This window comes from Alteromonas sp. KUL42 (assembly GCF_006538325.1).
Classification (GTDB): Bacteria; Pseudomonadota; Gammaproteobacteria; order Enterobacterales; family Alteromonadaceae; genus Alteromonas.
The window spans coordinates 116,589-134,560 of sequence record NZ_BJKK01000010.1; the positions used below are offsets into that span (position 1 = coordinate 116,589).

The window sequence follows — 17,972 nt, forward strand, 5'->3', positions numbered from 1 at the left end:
ACATTGCAGAAGGTAATGAACATAAGAAAATGGTGTTCTCTGGTGATTTGGGAAATTCCCAAGCGGCTCTATTAAGAGATCCTGAAATCATCGAAACGGCAGACGTTGTATTAATGGAATCTACCTATGGCGATCGCAACCACCGTTCGATGCAAGAAACCTTAGATGAGTTTGAGCAAGTCGTGATGGAGGCAAGCGAAAATGGCGGAAATATTCTTATTCCTTCATTTGCAGTTGGTCGAACACAAGAGATCATTTTTCGCCTTGGCGAGCTGTATCAAAAAGGTAAATTAAAGCAGCAAAAAGTGTATTTAGACAGTCCGATGGCCATTGCTGTCACCGAAATTTACCATCGCTATCAAGATGTATATAACGATGAAGATCTCGATGCAATTGAAGAAAGTGCTGCGCGTACGCACAGTCATAATAAAAGTCTGCACTCGCTGTTGCCAATACTGAGTTATACAACCACCACGGAAGAGTCGATAAGTTTAAATAAAGTGGTCAGTGGTGCCATTATTATTGCCGGCAGCGGTATGTGTAATGGTGGGCGAATACGGCATCACCTTAAGCAGAATTTGTGGCGAAAACAGTCTCACGTTATTTTTGTGGGGTTCCAAGCTGCAGGCACGCCCGGAAGAACCTTAATTGACGGTGCCAAGCGTATGAAATTAGTGGGTGAAGACATTGCTGTTCGCGCACAAATACATACCTTAGGTGGCTTTTCTGCTCATGCAAGTCAACAGCAATTAATTGATTGGTTGTCTCACTTTAAAAATGAACCGCGGGTATATCTAGTACACGGTGAAGACGGAGCTAAACACACGCTACAGCAAGCTATTCGCGATTCAGGGCGTGAGGCTACTATCCCAGAACTCAATCAAAAGATTACTTTTTAAAAGGTGCTTAATTTGTATTCCACATGCCAAGAATATTCTTTTTGATATCGGAAATAGCGCCGCGAGCAATTTTAATTTCCTCGTCACTGGCTTCGCGTTTTGGGTACGAAATAGGGGTAAGAAACTCACAAACCGTATCATCTAAAAAGCGGCTTTTCGCGCCATATACATGTTTGTCACCATATTTTGGTTGCTCTGGTACCCAGTACTTAAGCGGCTGAATTAAGCTCAATTCATTTTTTGCCCGAGTTATTGCTACGTACAATAAGCGGCGCTCTTCTTCTAATGCCCGCTTATCGCCAGCAGCATATTCATTGGGAAAATTACCATCGGCAACATTGAGCACAAATACGTTTTTCCACTCTTGGCCTTTTGCACTATGAACCGTTGAAAGAATAAGGTAATCGTCGTCAATTAACGGAGCCCCAGCGAGATCGCCAGTACTTTGAGGAGGGTCGAGTGTTAATTCTGTCAAAAAGCGCTCTCTGGAGGAAAATTGAAGCGATATAGCAGCTAGCTGTTCAACGTCACCAAGCCGTGTGAAATGGTCATCGTAATTTTCCTCAAGAATATCTTTGTAAAACTCGGCGGCAGCATTGACTTGCTCTGACCATGGTATTTGTTCGTTATGGATAAGACATAAAAGGGTGGTTAAGCGAGAAAAATAAGACGCTGCGACCTGAGGTACAGAAAACTCGGCGAGCTTGGCCACATTGAACTGGCACTGTTCAAGAAAGCTAAATGTATTGTCGGCAATTTTGGGGCCTATTCCAGGAAGCAATTTAAGTAATCGAAACGCTGATATTTTGTGTTTGGGGTTATCTGCCCAACGTATAATTGATAAGAAGTCTTTGACGTGAGCCGCTTCTAGAAACTTTAAACCACCGTGCTTAACGAACGGAATATTGCGACGAGTGAGCTCTAGCTCCAATCTGTCACTGTGGTAGCTAGAGCGAAATAACACGGCCTGCTGCTTCAAATCTACCCCTTCTTCACGAGCAGCCAAAATGCGTTCAATAATATACTCTGCTTGCTTAAGATCGTTGTCTACAGTTACCCAATTAGGCTTCGAGCCGCTCTCTCGTGTACTAAATAGTTCCACTTTATAGCCTTCGCTACTTTGTGAGAGTAGGGCGTTGGACAAGTTTAATATATGCTGATGGGAGCGGTAGTTTTGCTGCAGTGAAATGACTTTTCCCGGCAAACTAAACGAGGTGGGGAAATTTAAAATATTGTCAACCGTGGCAGAGCGAAATGAATAAATAGACTGTGCATCATCGCCCACCGCTGTCACACCTTCTCCTGTTGGAAAACAAGCGTGTAAAATTCCCGCCTGCAGTATGTTTGTGTCTTGATATTCATCGACCAAAATAAAATCGAACTGTGCTCTGATGTGTTTGGCTATCTCAGTAACCTGCGCCATGTGATAGCAATACAGCAGCAAGTCATCGTAATCCAAACTTACTTGCTCAATTTTGTTTTTTGCGTAAGCGGAAAAAAGCGCGTTCAGTTCCTTTTCCCATTCCACGCAATAGGGAAAATGTGTTTCTAAAACTTCAATCAACGGCGCTTGAGAATTAACACAGCGAGAATAAATATCTAGGCAGGTTTTCTTTTTAGGAAAACGTCGATTAAGGCTGGAAAAGGCGAGTTCATGACGAAGAACATCAAGCATATCTGCGCTGTCGTTTCTATCCATCACTGTAAAATCAGGAGCAACACCTATTGATTGTGCATGTTCACGTAGCAAGCGTGCTGCGATAGAGTGGAAGGTGCCCATCCAAGGCAGGGTAACAGGTTGAAAGGCTTTCTTTTGCTCTTTTAGTGTAGCTTCCACAATGCGATTAGCACGCGAACTTAACTCTGAAGCTGCACGTCGAGCAAATGTCATTAGCAATATGCGTTCAGGATCGACACCGTTAAGTATTAGTTGCGCCGTTTTATGGGCAAGTGTGTTGGTTTTTCCCGTGCCGGCACCTGCAATAATTAGAAGTGGGTTGTGTTTTTCACGGTTTGATATGCCATAGAACACCGCTTCTTGCTGCTGTTGATTAAGTTGTGATGTTGAAAGCATACAAAACCCCATCGAATTATGTAGCGTAGAATAAAATAAATAACTGGATATTTAAACAGTTTTGGTGCGCTTTTTGTTTATTCCAAATTAGCAACGAGAAAATAAGCAACTTGTGCTTGGTTTAGAAGACGGTAGAAGCTACAGGGATAACGCTGACCGAGTCTTTGAAATACCAGAGAATCAACCTACTATTTTTATCCGGCATGGGGATGGCACTGCACAAGGAGTGGTCGAAATGTGGTTAGCTGACCGCATTCACATGCTAATTGAATATCCGGCGGTGTTTAAGCACTATCAATCGGCCAGTGAACTTAAAGAAACGGGGTTTACGTCATATCCTGTGGAAGAACTAAAGGTCTATCTCAAGTACTCTATCGAAACTCCCTTTACTTTTCTAAACAATACAGATCATAATCTATCGCCCCACGCTCTAGAAATAAGACCCAAAATACAGCGCTTTATTTCATCAGCTTGGTAAAATTACGTACACATCTCATCAAAGGATTGCAATCTACATGAAATATATTGTTATGGCTTTCGTGTCGCTATTACTTATAGGATGCGAAGCGACGCCAGTGCAAAATGCTGGGCAAATAAAAACTAAAAGTAAACTTAACCAAAGTATTCAACTGCCCTTGTCAACATCTGTCGCTTATTATGTTGATAAAAGTGAAACGGAAAATAAGATCAATTTTTACGGCAAGCTAGAAGAAGCGTCTGAGCTTGTGACCAAAGAGTTTTTCACCACAAGTGAAAAGTTAACATCAGAAAGTAAATTCGATTATCTCATTCAAATTGCTGCGGTGAGTGATTGGGATTTTATGTGGGGTGGGTACGATTCAGATTTTGAGTTTATTATCAAAAACCGAAACGGTGAGACAATTTTTAAGCGCCAAGTAAAAAGCAAAGCAAGTGGAACTGGCGGCTACTATGACTTCAATGCCGTATACAATGGCTTCGCAAAAACCATCAAAGAGCTTCTTATTGAATTCCTGAATACAAATAATAGAAACCTCGTTGCTTCAGATTCTCAGACTATGGAAACAGTTTCAATCAAAGACGTTTTTTGATGATATTAGCCCTCAAGGTACGGGAACTGGTTTTTATATTAATGAGAAGGGAACGCTAGTTACCGCAGCACATGTAGTAAGTGAATGCATATTAGTTGAAGTGAGTCACAAAGGTCAGAAATTCCCAGCCAGTATTGCGAAATCAAGTGACTTACTAGATTTGGCTGTACTTACAACTAGCTATGAAAATGAGCAAAGTATTTCAATTAACAAAGACATACAAATAAGCCTTGGCAAGCCACTGTTTGCAACAGGTTTCCCATTGTCGAATTTGCTATCTGACTATCCGTCACTCACCGTTGGCAATGTTACTTCTCAGGGCGGTTTGAAGGGCGCACAGGGTAGCTTTCAATTTTCAGCACCGGTACAACCGGGGAACAGTGGTGGCGCCGTTGTGGACTATAGTGGGCAATTATTAGGGGTAGTATCTGGGTCGCTTAACCAAGCTATGATGCTAAACAGAACGGGAACTACTTCGCAAAACGTTAACTTCGCAATTAGTACTCCACTTCTGGTGAAATTTCTCGATAAAGGGCAGTTTTCTTATAGTAGTGGTAAAGAGTCCTCTAATTTTGAGCAAGCGTCTCAACGCGCAGTTGAATATACCAACCAAGTGTTATGCTACAAGTAAGGGAGTGCATGTAAATGAAGAATTTAAGTTTAACTTTGGCATCTATAGTTGCTGGCTCTCTACTGACGCTTGGTGCTTTTGCACAAGATGCCGGTGAGCAAAGCGTTGATGAAAATCTATTTCACTATGAGCATCAAGGTACGGTTTATCCTCCCGTTTTTTTGTAACCAATGTGGAAGATAAAGCAATTAAGGGGCAAATTGAAAAGTATAATGCTTTTTCAGCACTTGATGACAAAGCGGTTGGGTTACCCATTGGTGTTCGTGTATTAAAAGGGCATAGAACCAAGCAAGACGGCACACAGTTTTCTTCGCTAATGCTATCAGCCAGTACTTTGGGTATTATTCCTGTGGTTTCAAATACCGAATTTAAAGTGCGTTACGACGTTTTTGTTCAAGGCAAATCAATAGAGAGCTTTGAATATGTTATGGACTCTACTGACGTAAACAACTTTTGGACATCGGCTTATAGAGATTTTGAAACCTCACCAACAGAAGAGCAGTTCTTGCGCGATACCGTTCCGCAATTTTTAAAAGAGCTTAAAGCGTCGAAAGTGGCGCAGGAGAACTTCGCTGAGTATTGGGAGTACTTTAGCGAATAGCATTGTTTTCGCTGCTGTCATTGTTAAATTGGGATATCAGCGACAGCATGCCTATTCAACGTTACATTGGGCCTAGACGTCTTGCTCTAGGCCGCACTTGCCGCTTGAACACGGTTTCGGCCTGAACTTTTAACCTCATACAGCGCTTTATCTGCTTTATTTATCATTGCCTCAAGCGATTCGAAGGTTAAAGATGTGCCATTGAACTTTCCATTTCTGGTTCCACAAACGCCAAAACTTGCCGTAAATTGAATATTACTTTCGCCGCTTTCTTCATTCTCATCAATGGCAATTTTGGCTTGTTCAATCAGAATTCTTAGACGCTCTGCATGCTGATAAGCGTGTATTTCGTCCGTATCAGGTAGCAACAACAAGAATTCTTCTCCGCCCCACCTAGCGGCAATATCTCCGCGCCTATTGCTGTATTCCAAAAGTGCGGCGACGCTTCGTAACACTTCGTCCCCAACGCTGTGCCCGTAGTCATCATTAATATTTTTGAAATGATCAATGTCAATGATGATGAGCGATATATTTCGCTTACTGCGCACATGCTGATGCCAAATTGGGTGAGCAAGGTGCTCAAACCCCAATCTATTGTTTAAGCCTGTTAATACGTCTTGGCGAGCACTGCGCTGCGCTATTCTTTTTTCAACTTCAGCTAATCTAAAGCGTTGGGCCAGTAAAAAGGCAAGGAATATTGCTTCAAATGCCACGCCAATTTCTATGAGTTTGAAGGTTATTTCATTGTAAGGCACTAGCCCCCATACCGCCGCAGTGGAAATACAAATGCAGCTTGCAGCAGTAACAGAGCAAATGAGAAATAGCTTAGCGGCAGGAACCTTAAAGGTAAGGGCTTTATAACCCAAAACAACAAATAGAATGGCAAAGCTGCTGTTTAATAAGAAAGCCAATACTAAGGCGATGGTCAGTTGATTGAATACGGCACTAACAAGCATACCTAAGGGAATGAACAGCGTTACACTTACCGTAAACTTATCTAAAACGGGGGCGTATTGTTTTGTATTTAATAACACGCGAGCGAAATGCAGCCCAGCAATAGAGTACGTAATCATCAACGAGATATCTAACCAATCTTGAAAATAGGGGCCCCAGTTGGGTGTTATCCATGTGTGTAATTGGCCTGTGTAAGATAAACTATTGATCACAAAGCCCAGTAAATACAATGCGTATAAACCGTATTCTTTGTGCTTTATACTGAAGTAGATAATTAAATTGTAAATGGCGAGCGCAACCATAATGCCGTATAAAAAGCCATATTGGTAACCGCTTGAAATATCTCGTTGTGTCGCGCGATTTACTTCAGATATATGCAGCGGAATTGCCATTGGTCCTAACGTTTCTACCCGCATATAAAGGTAGGATTCACCTTCTGGAAGCGCTGATTCAAATGCAAAATAGCGATATTGCATAGGCCTGTCTTCGTAAGCAAAAGCATCGCCTCCCTTGATGTAGTTAATTACATCGTCGTCGTGGACAAGCCATGCGTCAATATAATCTAACCATGGGGTTTCTACGCTAAATCGGTAGAACAACTGGGGGTTGTTGGCATTGTTTAGCTTAACTTTAAGCCAAACAGGTGCCACAGTAATGCCCAACGAGAGCGATTCTCCCGAGCCCATATTGAGTGGGTTATTGTCAAAGTGTTGAATGGCTTGTTGAAGTGACAAAGGGGTCGCATATTCTTGGAAATAATTGGCGTACTTACCGGCGGTTAATGCAGTTTGAGGAGACAAATCAATAGCGGCTTGTTGGCGTTCATTAGCTGATGCCAGCCCAACAATCATTAGCATAGCTAAACAAAACAATAGACTTCTAATATGCATTAAAAACTCTTATGCACTTAAACATCCTGTATTGCGTGCTACTGGTTATTTTTATAATTCGATGTTTTAAATAGAATGACGATTGCTATTGTTAATAATCCGCCTGATACTCAAAGTTCGGGGTTGAACCCCCACAATTCAAAAGAATGAGCACAATAGTCATTACATTTTAAAATAGCTGATAAAGCTTAGTTGAGAAAGGAATAATTTCTATTTTCTACGTTAGCTTTGAGAGAGTTAAAACAGGCTACATAAAAGTAGCCTGAATGTAGTCCGGTTAATAAAGTAAGACAAACAGGCTCTAGTGTCGAAAACTAATCTTGCTACAAATCTCAGGAAGCCTGTCTTCAATACCGGGCTGGGGAAAGCGTTCATCCGTGGTGTATTTTTCTATAAAAGACGCCGACTCTGTCATGACGTTATGGAGCCAGTTGTGATAGTAAGAAACGCGTGTGTACACTTCATTTACGCCATATTCGCCAATATCTTTAAACCAAGAGTCGTTGCGCGAGCTAATGCCTAGTAGGGTGTAATGGTCGTTGTCATAGAAATAGGCGGGGCCGCCACTATCCCCATTGCCCGATACACCCTCAAGCGGCATTGCATCACCACCTTTGTTAAACGTGAAGAAAATTTCGCCTTCGTCTACCTCTCTCACTCGATTTTGGGCTTTGCGTAAGGTTCCAGCGTTTTCTTTATAAGAGATGGTTTGACCCACATCGCCATTGCCGCTGCCTCCTGAGCCAATAAACCAAATAGCTTTACCGGTTTCCTTATCACCTACATAGAGCTTGGCGGGCTGTACGTCATCAACTGGTGCTTTAAGTTTTAGTAATGCAATATCGTGGTTTTCGCCCCGTTCATACTGGTAGTGGGCATATCTGGCTTCAACTTCTCGTAAACTATTACCTATTTGAATGCGGCTACCTGGCTCGACACAAAACACGGTATGCGCAGCAGTGACAACCCACTGTGGGGCAATCAAAGTACCATGCGCCCCAATGCGATATAGCGTGGCGAGAGGAGGAAAGTCAGATGGCGTCGCGCGGTATAGCGCATCGTCTACATCATGACGAATCACAATGCTAGTTGCCGGAAGACTTGCACACAAAAGGGCTGAAGCAGATAAATAGATCAATGCCTTCATTGTGCTTCCTCCGCGTTAATAAATACCTGATGGCCTGCCTTGATCACCCTGTTTGGTCTTAAGCTTGGGAGTTCTGGTGTGAGTGGGTTGGTGTTAAATACAACAAAACTGGCGTTTTTCCCACTTGAAATGGTGCCCGTTTCCTCATCGATGTTATATGCAACAGCATTGCCAATGGTCATCGCTTGCGCAACTTGTTGTGGCGACATTCCCGCAGCTAGCCAGGCTTGAATTTCTTCGTATACTGCGCTTGCGTGAAGAGTTGCTGCGTTACCCGCATCTGTCCCAAAAGCTAGTTTAAGCCCTGCATTTGCAGCAAGTTTTAAATTTTGCTGCTGATAATGGGTGATGGTTGGCGAGAACAGTTGGGAAAGCTGCCCAACAATCTCTTGCTCCTGTTTTGATAGGTCTGCCGTCTTTGACGGTGTGTCAACATATGGCATGTACTTAGTCATAATGTTAAACATCTGTCCCGACAATTCAGGGTGTGCATACAAGTTGTCAAACGAAGACGATACATAGTTAAAGTAGGTATCTGTGTTATCTAACGGTAGAACAACTTGTTTAAGAAAAACGTCTTTATAGTGTTGATGAGCGGTAAGCGTGGGCATGTAAACCACACTGTGCTGTTTGGCTAACGTGATGAACTCATCGTCGATAATATCTGTCATGACGCCATGCACTAAGATGTTAGCACCAGCGATTATAGCCGCCTTGGCATAGCTCAGCTGCTCGGCATGTACAGCAATAATACGCTGTTGCGCTTTGGCTGCTTTTATTGCTGGTTGGTATAGCTCTATAAGTGCTTCAGGGCTAAGGCCGGCTTCCCCCGTCCAAACAAATTTAACTACCTTGGTTGGTAATGCTAATTGTGCTTCAACTGCTTGCAGTGCTTCTTTTGCGGTAGAGATTGCTGCAAATACAGGGCCTGCGTTATCCAATGCGGGTACTGGCGCGGTATTAATTAGCTCAGCGGCGGCATAAATGGCGGGTGTTGCGGGTGCTTCCATTAGTTGTGCGTAGTCGTCTAACCAGGCAGAAGGGCCTCCTAAATCTACTACCGTTGTAACACCCAACTGTGTGTAGTCACCTAAAATAGTGGGTAAGTGATGTTTCAACCAGTCTTGCTCTTGTGCGTATTTTACAATGTTGGTTGCATCGATAATGTCTGGTCGTGTGTAGGCTGAGCCTGATTGATTGAGGTGAACATGACCATCAATAAAGCCCGGCATTACCCAGCCACCATTGAGATCGATAGTCGCGTAGTCTTTTTCTATAGATGTATTGCTAGGAACAATGGCCTCAATTTTTCCATTTTTAACCAGCAGTGTGGCATCTTTGATAGGCTCTTGGGTTTGCATGGTAATGATGTTGGCGTGGGTGTAAGCCACTTGCCCCTCTGCGTAGTTAGTGGGCGCAACTTGGGCAAAACCGGTCGTGCTAAGCGTGGCAGAACAACACAAAACCAGTGCAGTTATTTGAAGGTTCATAGTGGGTTCCTTTCAGGTTATGAGTAAATGAATTAACTCGAATAATCTTGAAAGAATGTGAAAATAAACGCTTATAGACAGGCTAAAATATTTCTATAAGTTAGCTTAAAGCCGTGCCCTTTGGCTTTCTACCAGAGGAACGGCTTTGAGAAGCCCTTTATCGTTAACTAACTGTTGTGCGCTTTTTAGGTGATGTTCTGCCTGTGTCTTGTTGTCATACGCTAAGTAGTAATCTACCCAGTCAAGATGCCCTTGAATTACGCCTAAAGGACAGTTGAGCATTTGTTGGTAGGCCATTGCGTCAGTAAAATAAGACGCGGCTTTTTGCGGTGAATTTTGCCCCAAATAGTAGTGCCCAAGCATACTGTGGGTATAAGCTACATATAGCCAATCTTCATTTTTTTCTGCAGCCTCTAAGGCTTTAGTAAGTTCTGCTAATGCAGATGTTTGTTGTCTTGCTAATTGGCCACTGGCTTTTAAGTAAAGCGCCCTAGAATAAAATACGTCATCTTCACTGAGCTCCTCAATAGACAGCAAGCGCTCGAGCAGCGACATTGCTTCGGTAATGTGACCTTCATTGAGCCGAGTTTTTGCTAGCCAATAGTAAGCCGCTGGCTGTTCAGGTGAAGCAATAATGGCACTTTGCAGGAATGACACTGCCGATTCAGGTTCATTCGCCGCTAGCAATTGCATGGCATTAAACATCAACGTATCGCTGAACTGCTTTTCAAACGACAACACACTGTGTGTGGGTGTTATTTGCAATTTGCCGTGAATAACACTGAGTAAGTCTGAAAGCAGTTGATCAGTGGTGTTGCTATGGATCACGCCGTGCTGTTGAGTGCCTCTCTCGTATAAGGTGTAAATAAGCGTATATTCACCTGGGACGCCACTGAGTCGACCGTCAACAATCAGCGTAGCACCAGACACGCTGAAAAGCAGTGCAGGGTTGTCGTTCATCTGCTTTTTACGAGTAAGAATATCCAACGTATCATCGGCTTGAAAAACGGTGAGTGTCTCGTTGCCGTTTACTTGCTGAATAACCGCGTCCATTAAACCATATCGCAACCAGCGTTCATCTGAGTCTAAGTTGGAAGTATCAAAAGGCAAAACTAGTAAAGCTTGAGCGTTTACAGCTTGTGCGTCTGTGGCGTTAACGGTTTCACTAACACTTGTTGTTTGATTATTGCCGTTTGTTTGACTGTTACCGTGTTCTTGGTGATCGGTGATGTAAAAGCTATACCCACCGAAGGCTAAAACAAGTGCTATGCAAAACCATACAACACTGTTTTTACGCGATTTGTTAGTGCTAATACTAGAGCTAGTGCTACTGCCAGACGGGTCAAAACGGGTATACTGAGCTTGCGTGTTACTATCTGTTGTGACGAGAGGCTCTGCTATATCTGATTTCGCATCGCTATTGTCATCATGGTGATTGTGAGCATCAACCGCCGAGGAAGCTACAAGTATGGGGCGCTCAACGGGTTTACATGGGATGAGCCATGTATAACCGCGCCGAGGGTATGTTTTTATCACTTCTTGCGGAGCAAAGGCCTTTCGTATTTCATTAACAGACTGAAACACCGCTTGTTCTTCAACAATGCTGTCGCCCCAAACCGTATTGAGAATATTGTCTTTACTTATTACCTCACCACTATGTTCAGCAAGGTATTGTGCCAATTGAAATGTTTTGGGGCGTAGTGTTTTAGTAATATCGCCAATTGTCACTTCCCCTGTATTTGGGCTGAACTCACTAAATAAAGATGACAACTTACTGCTCCAGTTTGACTTGGTTGATATTACTTCGACCAATTAATCATACCCCGTTTTTATATCGCTGCAACTGTGCCAAACCCCATAAAAAAATGCCTATACCAGCCCCTGTAAATAAGAACCACAAACCTATACCTACCGGTGAGCCCCAAGACAGTGCTAAATGTAATGAATCCATATTTTTATCCTTTTTTTAGTAATATGTTTAACTAAAGCCTGTATATCTTAGCGCTTTGTTACACAAAGCACGGTAAAGGCCAATGTACTCTCGAACTATAGACTAACCAAAGATCAAATAATTAAGGTGTCGACTAACACTCAATAACCAACTGGCGTGCTCATGTGCTTCTTGTTTTAAAACACGCAAATCATTTTGATTAAATACTCGGCCATTTTGAATGACCATAGCGGGTTCGCGCAGGGTATTTAGGGCTGTTATCGGATTGTCATTTAATACAACCATATCGGCAGTGAAACCGGGAGCCAGTTGCCCCAATGTGTCGCCTTTAAATAGCACATCGGCGGCATGGGTAGTGGCGCTCTTTAGTATGGTATATGGCGCTACCCCAGCTTCAGCCATCAATAGCATTTCGTCAATTGACGCAGGGCCCGGAAGCCCTACCAACGCACCCGCATCTGAGCCCATGCCCATTTTTACATTGTGGTTATCCATAAAGCGAGTTAGCTCGTGGAAGTAGGTATCAGTGCTTACATTGTACGCGGCTAATTCAAGCGATGCGTTTAACCAACGGTTAAATGATGTTTCTTCGTAGATAGCGCGAACAAACGGGTTAATAGCGTCAAGGTCAAGCTGTGAAAAATAGGTCTGCTTTTCGCTACTCAACCGAGTGAGCTCGCGATTTACGGCAAGTGTGGGAACCAGTACTACACCTTGCTTCGACAAAAATTGCGCTGCAGCGGTTGCTAACTCGTTGTTCTGCTCTCTATTCAAAAAGCCATCGTAAACTTCTTCAATGTGCTCAAACGTGCGAAGTGCGCCATGCTTTTCTGGTGCACTTGCCATTAAATCGTATGATGGGTGACCAGCCACAGCCACGTTAAGCTTGCTGGCTTCATCTAAAATAGCTGCATAGGTTTGTGCATTAAGCCCTTCATACACCTTGATAAAATCGTAGCCTTGGTCAATAAAGTCGCGAACGGCTTCTCGTGCTAAAAGTGGGTCGTCTACCCTAAAATGTGATAGTGGATCGCCTTGTTCAACACTGTTCATAATAGGCGAAGACGTCACAATATTTGCACCATACCAATATGCATTTTCTAGTTCATCTCGCCATTTAAGGTGATAGGGGAAGCCGCCCATGTTTCTTACTGTGGTGACACCTGCTGCCAAGGCAGATTTTGCATAGCTTCTATCTAAAACATGTACATGTAAGTCAATAAGACCGGGCATAACATAACGGCCATGACCCTTAATTATTGGGAGATCTTTGGGAATAGCGTCGTTGCTATTTAGAATGTCGGAAATTGTACCATTTCGCACTACAACGGTTTTCGCCTCAAGTACCGTATCGTCTGCCATGGTGAGTACATTTACATTCGTGAGCACAAATCCACTTGAGTTTTTATAGGCAACGGTGGTGGTACCGCGCTCAAACGCCTGATAACACCAAATAGCAAACACCACCAAAAAGAGTAAACCAACGGTAATAGTTATTTTGCTCGTTATTCGGCTTAAATAGGTGGGAGCAGTGTGACCTACACGCGTATTTGCGCGTTGTTCTGTTCTTTTTTCTACAATTGGTTGAGTTTTGTGCTGTGTACTTTTTGTGTTTAGCGTTTGCATCGTTTTTACAGGCTCTTGTAACTTTCAAGTGCTGTGAAAAATAGCAAAAGGTGCACAGTGCGCGTCTAGGATCATGATTTTATCCCTCATATTGGTTTGCGGCAGTTCGCTATTGCTTTACCGCAATTCGCTATTTTCTCGCTACTACCTATTTTTACGCGGTTAAAATCGCAAGGCTCTCACGCTATTTGTATCAGGCGAGAGAGCCCGCTACCCTTGAATTTAACAGGGTTTACATTCTAATAATTCAAATTGATTTATTGCTTATGTGCAGTGTTCACTGAATTTATGTCAATGCTATCTAGTTGCCATCCGCCTTGGTTGGTTGAAAGGGTAAGTGTTGTATTTCCTTCTTGAGCTGAAAAAGTAACTCCGGCTTCTTTATCTAAAACGGCATCACCTAAAACGGCATTACCTACTGGTTTACCTTGCTGCTGAACAGCAAACTGCACTGGCGCGCCAGCTTGCCCGTTCAAACGCATGGTGTAGCTCCCTGAAGCAGGAACTGAAACCTCGTAATGCAATACGATGTCGCCTGTACCTCTTAACGGGCCAGTAACAAAGCTATTGTGTGCATCAAAAGGAAATACAAGGGCGTTGTCCATGCTGCTAAAGCGCTCAGCTTGTAACGCAGTGGGTAGTGGTGTTGGAACAACCCCAATATCAATGGCTGATGAATAAGGGCCCATTACTTTGTCTTGCTGAATAGCGACTACATATTGATGGGGGTACTGATGAGAGTCTTGGGCTGGTTTGTCGATAACATAAGAGCTAACGTCTGAATAGCCTTCAATGCTGAAGCGCCCACCCATGTATTTGTTCGACAAGATAACAAACCGTGCGCCTTGGTTAAGTTTACCTTGCCAAGTAAGTGTTAGCTTATTGCTGCCTTTGTCATCAGTATTCAGGGCTAGATTGCTAACAGCGCTAGGTAACGACACCGGCGGTTTTGTGTTAGAAAGGGCTTTCTCTATCGCCTTGGTGAGTAACTGCGTGCTTTCTTCACTGTAGTAATTTCCAATACCTGCTTCTATTTCCGCTATTTCTGCATTGGTGGCAACGCTCATGGCCAGCCTGAAGCCCTCGAGTACACCAACCCAGTCACGGGGTTTGGCATCTCTAATTTTATTTGACCATGCAGGCCAGTGCCATGCGCCACCGCGCAGCACAACCGCATCGCATTGAGCAGGGCTTTCTTTAGAAATAACCGCAGAACCGGTGTGGGGCATTTGGTTGTAGTTTGGCGTGTAGCAGTCTGCAACAAACTCATTTACGTTACCGGTGAGATCGTGAACGCCTAATTTGTTGGGTTTGTAAGCGCCTACTATGCTTACTGTGCCAGATTTATCATCACACGACTCAATGCCGATAAGGTTAACATAAGATGTACCAAATTCACTTTGTGCTACCGACTCGCCTCTAAGATCTGCGATGTTTGCACGTTCACAAACACTGCTTTGGCTATCGTTCTTAAAGTTTTCGGCCAGGTATTCCCATTCTGCTTCGCTAAGTAAACGATAAGGCTTGCCCGTTTTTTGGGCTAACCAGCTGGCATACGCCACAGCTGCTTCATAGCCAATACAGGAAACAGGTTCGTACATATTGGAATTAATGGCATTGTTTTGCCAGCCTCCGGCTGACTCTTGTTCAAACCACCAATAGCCAATTTCGTGGTAGCACTGCTGCGGCACGTCGTAATTTGTGTCTTTGATAAATTCAGCAAATTCAGCGCGGGTGACTTCAAACTTTCCCACCCAAAACGCGTTAATAGAGAGATCTTTTAGCGGTGAAGTGTCTTCAAAGTCGTGGCTGCCAATTTTGTATTCACCAGCAGGCACTAACACCATAGGCGGTTCTAGTACGTCAGCATATAAACTGCAGCAAACAGTATATAGCACAAGTAATAGAAGAAAATTACGTAGAAAAGATATTACATTCATAGAGTTATTATTGCTTTGTTGATTAAACCGATGGTTCGAGCATTAAACCTAAAATAGGTTCGCACAAAAGCAGGGATAGATTTCTATAAATCAATAAACTATATATTTATTAATGGGTTATACTTTTTATTATAGGTTTATTTAAGCGTTCTTATAGTGAAAGTTGGCGGCTTTTTTATTCTGCAAGTGACGCAGTTGACTGCTTCGCAATTGCATCTACAGGTGTTTGAAGTTGACTAGACGCGATAATGCCAACCAACGCGGCTATGGTCCCTAGCGTGATATAGCCAATACATATTTCGAAAACACTGTATCTACTGGCGAATAAACTAGCGAATGTAATAGGCACCACGGCACCTGAGTATGATATTACAAAAATAGTAGATAGCAGGCGGGCGCGAATTTCAATTGCAACATCGTTTAACAAAATGCGTAAACACGCTGTAGTGGCAATACCTTGTGCTAAGCCCACACACAGGCTGGCAACCAAAAATAATACTAAGTAACCCTGGTTAAGTGCGAACAAAATAATCCAAGCCGCACATAAGTACACAAACATACCAAGACGTACTGCATTTTTGGGAGAAAAGAAGTGAGAGACAAACCCGCCAACAGGAGTAAGTATCATTACTGACGAAAATGCCACTGCAGAAATAAACGCATTAGTTGTGCCTATTTGTTCTGCCAAAACCGAGGGGCCGAATGCTTGATAAAATGCTCCTAACGACCATGTTGCCACTACTACGCCTGTCATGGATAGCATTGCAAAACCTTGGCCAGTGGGAAAGTAAAGATTGGGGTAAAGTGAGCGCAAGGCGCCTGCTTTTTTACTAACGGTTTCTTTTGCAAAAAGCATAAATGCCAAGCACAGCGTTGTAATCAATACCAACAATACAAACGCGAGAGTGCGAGGGAAAGGGCCCCAACTTACTAATGCGCCCGTGCTCATTGCGCCAAGAGAAATGCCAATCATTGGCGAGGTGCTGGTTATCGTGGCAACCAGCCACTTGGGTTGGCCTTTGTTGTTGTCTACAACGAATGCTCCAATACTGCTGGTGGCTACACCGCACGCAAACCCTTGAAGTATTCGCGCCAAACAAAGTACCCAAACACTGTGCATATTTAACAGAAGAATGGATGACAGCAATACACACAAAAGTGCTGCTATTGCCATGGTCTTGCGACCTACGTAGTTAGACATTTGGCCAAACATCAACAGCGCGACTGCCGCAGCAAGAAAGTATCCCAGTGATACAATTCCTAGGTCGGCGTTGGTAATGCCATCTTCTAAACGATAGGTATTGAATAAAGAAATAGGGGCACCAGACGTCATGTACACTAATATTATTGCTACAGATGCAGCATAAAATGTGGCGTTTACACTAAGACGGTGCATTGTTTGTCCTTCAATTTATATAAGCTCAGTTTTATACGCTTATATGTGCTTTTGTAAGTGTGCACATATCAACTAAAAGCGTTATTTTCTTCCAGCCTTTATTGTTAGATACCTACTTGTTCAATACGAACGTCAATATTGCTGGCCGACACTAAGGGCGTAATGTCGTCGGTAAATTTACCCAAAGAAATAAGCCCGTTGGCATGGCCAAAGTTGCGATAAAAAATAGCCAAATTTCCCCACGGTGCGTAGTAGGTTAAATCACCTTTTTTTGCACTGCTTCCAGCAGGTGCACCTTCAGTGGTGAGCTTTTTATCTAAATCGGCAATTTTCTCTGTGCTTGCGTAGTCTTCAAGGGTTAGCGACAAAGGCAGTTGGGCGTAGAACGACCTTGCTGTTGGATTGTCGTGTAACGTAGCGCTAAGCGACATATCACCAAAAGTTAACTTAATCTGCATGGCTATATTTACCTATTCAGTTAGCTATTATGCTGATGTTGTTGCGCTGGCACTTAACGTGTATTGAGCGTCAGTCACCGCTTCCATCCAGTTTACTACTTGCCCATCTAGCGCCTCTTGAATAGCCAAGTGCGACATGGCGGTTTTGTCAGTAGCTCCGTGCCAATGCTTCACATGCGCCGGAATGTGCACTACATCACCGGGTTCTATGACTTTTCGTTCACCACCCCATTGCATTACCCAGCCTTTACCTTTAGTTACTACAAGAGTTTGACCGAGTGGGTGGGTATGCCAGTTGGTGCGAGCTGAGGGCTCAAAAGTAACATTAGCACCGCCAGCTCTGGCGCCGCCTTTGGGTTGAAATACAGGCTCTACACGCACCTGACCGGTAAAATACGGATCAAGCCCCTGCATTGGCAATTGGCTGGCATTTTCTTGAATGGTGATTTCAGCGTTAGTGCTAGTAGATTGGTCACTACCAGATTGAGCACTAGCTTCTTGCCCATTTGTACTTAAAGAGATAGCAGTAAATAAAGACAGTAAAACGAGTTTTTTCAATTTCACAATGGTGCTCCTTAATGTTAATAGACAATATTGAAATGCGAATTAACTGTGCGAGGTAACAATGAAACCAACAGTTAACAAGCTTTAAATAAAGAATTTAGCAGCAGTTGTAGAAAGCTATGGCGCTTGTTTTCTCTGCATTTTTAAGTACATTTATTTTTTCATTATTAAGAAAGTTGGCCTAGTCTGAAACTGTGAAATACTTGCCTAAAAGTACAAATATTCTATTGCAGGTGTAGTTTGTAGCTGTGTGCAATTTATAATGTCGTAGATAGCGAACT

The 17,972-nt window shown here is 43.2% G+C and carries 17 protein-coding genes; 6 read left to right on the forward strand and 11 right to left on the reverse strand.

Annotation, left to right across the window (positions count from 1 at the left end):
- Positions 1 to 29 precede the first annotated feature (29 nt).
- The gene (locus EYR97_RS22475) at positions 30 to 899 is read left to right on the forward strand and encodes an MBL fold metallo-hydrolase (RefSeq protein WP_242635028.1); all 870 of its coding nucleotides are present in this window, start codon (positions 30 to 32) and stop codon (positions 897 to 899) included.
- Between the two features lie 7 nt (positions 900 to 906).
- Here the strand turns inward: EYR97_RS22475 and EYR97_RS14180 are convergent, their stop codons facing one another.
- Positions 907 to 2,973 carry an ATP-dependent helicase gene (locus EYR97_RS14180; protein WP_131094318.1) on the reverse strand — a complete coding sequence of 689 codons (2,067 nt, stop codon included), beginning with the start codon at positions 2,971 to 2,973 and terminating at the stop codon, positions 907 to 909.
- A 235-nt stretch (positions 2,974 to 3,208) separates the two neighbouring features.
- On the opposite strand from EYR97_RS14180, the gene EYR97_RS14185 reads away from it, so the two are divergent.
- From EYR97_RS14185 to EYR97_RS14200, 5 genes are read left to right on the forward strand one after another with little or no spacing between them, the layout of a single operon-like run.
- Entirely contained in the window at positions 3,209 to 3,451 is a 243-nt protein-coding gene (locus EYR97_RS14185; protein ID WP_131094319.1) for a hypothetical protein, read from the forward strand.
- 37 nt (positions 3,452 to 3,488) lie between these two features.
- Positions 3,489 to 4,043: a hypothetical protein gene (locus EYR97_RS14190; protein ID WP_131094320.1), complete on the forward strand. Its 555-nt coding sequence runs from the start codon at positions 3,489 to 3,491 to the stop codon at positions 4,041 to 4,043.
- On the forward strand, positions 3,991 to 4,674 hold the full coding sequence (locus tag EYR97_RS14195) for a serine protease (protein WP_165478050.1): 684 nt from the start codon (positions 3,991 to 3,993) through the stop codon (positions 4,672 to 4,674). Before EYR97_RS14190 ends, EYR97_RS14195 begins: the two co-directional genes overlap by 53 nt.
- Before the next feature lie 14 nt (positions 4,675 to 4,688).
- On the forward strand, positions 4,689 to 4,841 hold the full coding sequence (locus EYR97_RS21920; protein ID WP_165478051.1) for a hypothetical protein: 153 nt from the start codon (positions 4,689 to 4,691) through the stop codon (positions 4,839 to 4,841).
- A 5-nt stretch (positions 4,842 to 4,846) separates the two neighbouring features.
- Positions 4,847 to 5,275 (forward strand): hypothetical protein, encoded by a 429-nt coding sequence (locus tag EYR97_RS14200; protein WP_131094322.1) that lies wholly within the window; start codon positions 4,847 to 4,849, stop codon positions 5,273 to 5,275.
- Positions 5,276 to 5,361: 86 nt separating this feature from the next.
- On the opposite strand, the gene EYR97_RS14205 is transcribed toward EYR97_RS14200, so the two are convergent.
- From EYR97_RS14205 to EYR97_RS14245, 10 genes are all read right to left on the reverse strand, one after another.
- Complete coding sequence (locus EYR97_RS14205; RefSeq protein ID WP_131094323.1) at positions 5,362 to 7,119, reverse strand: diguanylate cyclase; 1,758 nt, start codon at positions 7,117 to 7,119, stop codon at positions 5,362 to 5,364.
- Positions 7,120 to 7,420: 301 nt separating this feature from the next.
- Entirely contained in the window at positions 7,421 to 8,266 is an 846-nt protein-coding gene (locus tag EYR97_RS14210; protein ID WP_131094324.1) for a trypsin-like serine protease, read from the reverse strand.
- Entirely contained in the window at positions 8,263 to 9,756 is a 1,494-nt protein-coding gene (locus EYR97_RS14215; RefSeq protein WP_131094325.1) for an amidohydrolase family protein, read from the reverse strand. Before EYR97_RS14215 ends, EYR97_RS14210 begins: the two co-directional genes overlap by 4 nt.
- Before the next feature lie 105 nt (positions 9,757 to 9,861).
- Entirely contained in the window at positions 9,862 to 11,526 is a 1,665-nt protein-coding gene (locus EYR97_RS14220) for a winged helix-turn-helix domain-containing protein (RefSeq protein WP_165478052.1), read from the reverse strand.
- A gap of 46 nt (positions 11,527 to 11,572) precedes the next feature.
- Positions 11,573 to 11,707 carry a hypothetical protein gene (locus EYR97_RS22480; RefSeq protein WP_258313240.1) on the reverse strand — a complete coding sequence of 45 codons (135 nt, stop codon included), beginning with the start codon at positions 11,705 to 11,707 and terminating at the stop codon, positions 11,573 to 11,575.
- A 102-nt stretch (positions 11,708 to 11,809) separates the two neighbouring features.
- On the reverse strand, positions 11,810 to 13,333 hold the full coding sequence (locus EYR97_RS14225) for an amidohydrolase family protein (protein WP_131094327.1): 1,524 nt from the start codon (positions 13,331 to 13,333) through the stop codon (positions 11,810 to 11,812).
- Positions 13,334 to 13,590: 257 nt separating this feature from the next.
- Entirely contained in the window at positions 13,591 to 15,180 is a 1,590-nt protein-coding gene (locus tag EYR97_RS14230; protein ID WP_165478053.1) for an SUMF1/EgtB/PvdO family nonheme iron enzyme, read from the reverse strand.
- A 268-nt stretch (positions 15,181 to 15,448) separates the two neighbouring features.
- A complete protein-coding gene (locus EYR97_RS14235; RefSeq protein WP_131094329.1) occupies positions 15,449 to 16,669 on the reverse strand; it encodes an MFS transporter in 1,221 nt (406 codons plus the stop codon).
- Between the two features lie 104 nt (positions 16,670 to 16,773).
- A complete protein-coding gene (locus tag EYR97_RS14240) occupies positions 16,774 to 17,127 on the reverse strand; it encodes a cyclophilin-like fold protein (protein ID WP_131094330.1) in 354 nt (117 codons plus the stop codon).
- Positions 17,128 to 17,154: 27 nt separating this feature from the next.
- Positions 17,155 to 17,691 carry a cupin domain-containing protein gene (locus EYR97_RS14245; RefSeq protein ID WP_242635029.1) on the reverse strand — a complete coding sequence of 179 codons (537 nt, stop codon included), beginning with the start codon at positions 17,689 to 17,691 and terminating at the stop codon, positions 17,155 to 17,157.
- Positions 17,692 to 17,972: the final 281 nt, after the last annotated feature.

Coding starts and splice junctions, on each gene's coding strand:
- EYR97_RS22475 (WP_242635028.1), top strand. CDS start 30: ATGGTGTTCTCTGGTGATTTGGGAAATTCCCAAGCGGCTCTATTAAGA.
- EYR97_RS14180 (WP_131094318.1), bottom strand. CDS start 2,973: ATGCTTTCAACATCACAACTTAATCAACAGCAGCAAGAAGCGGTGTTC.
- EYR97_RS14185 (WP_131094319.1), top strand. CDS start 3,209: ATGTGGTTAGCTGACCGCATTCACATGCTAATTGAATATCCGGCGGTG.
- EYR97_RS14190 (WP_131094320.1), top strand. CDS start 3,489: ATGAAATATATTGTTATGGCTTTCGTGTCGCTATTACTTATAGGATGC.
- EYR97_RS21920 (WP_165478051.1), top strand. CDS start 4,689: ATGAAGAATTTAAGTTTAACTTTGGCATCTATAGTTGCTGGCTCTCTA.
- EYR97_RS14205 (WP_131094323.1), bottom strand. CDS start 7,119: ATGCATATTAGAAGTCTATTGTTTTGTTTAGCTATGCTAATGATTGTT.
- EYR97_RS14210 (WP_131094324.1), bottom strand. CDS start 8,266: ATGAAGGCATTGATCTATTTATCTGCTTCAGCCCTTTTGTGTGCAAGT.
- EYR97_RS14215 (WP_131094325.1), bottom strand. CDS start 9,756: ATGAACCTTCAAATAACTGCACTGGTTTTGTGTTGTTCTGCCACGCTT.
- EYR97_RS22480 (WP_258313240.1), bottom strand. CDS start 11,707: ATGGATTCATTACATTTAGCACTGTCTTGGGGCTCACCGGTAGGTATA.
- EYR97_RS14225 (WP_131094327.1), bottom strand. CDS start 13,333: ATGCAAACGCTAAACACAAAAAGTACACAGCACAAAACTCAACCAATT.
- EYR97_RS14230 (WP_165478053.1), bottom strand. CDS start 15,180: ATGGTGTTAGTGCCTGCTGGTGAATACAAAATTGGCAGCCACGACTTT.
- EYR97_RS14235 (WP_131094329.1), bottom strand. CDS start 16,669: ATGCACCGTCTTAGTGTAAACGCCACATTTTATGCTGCATCTGTAGCA.
- EYR97_RS14240 (WP_131094330.1), bottom strand. CDS start 17,127: ATGCAGATTAAGTTAACTTTTGGTGATATGTCGCTTAGCGCTACGTTA.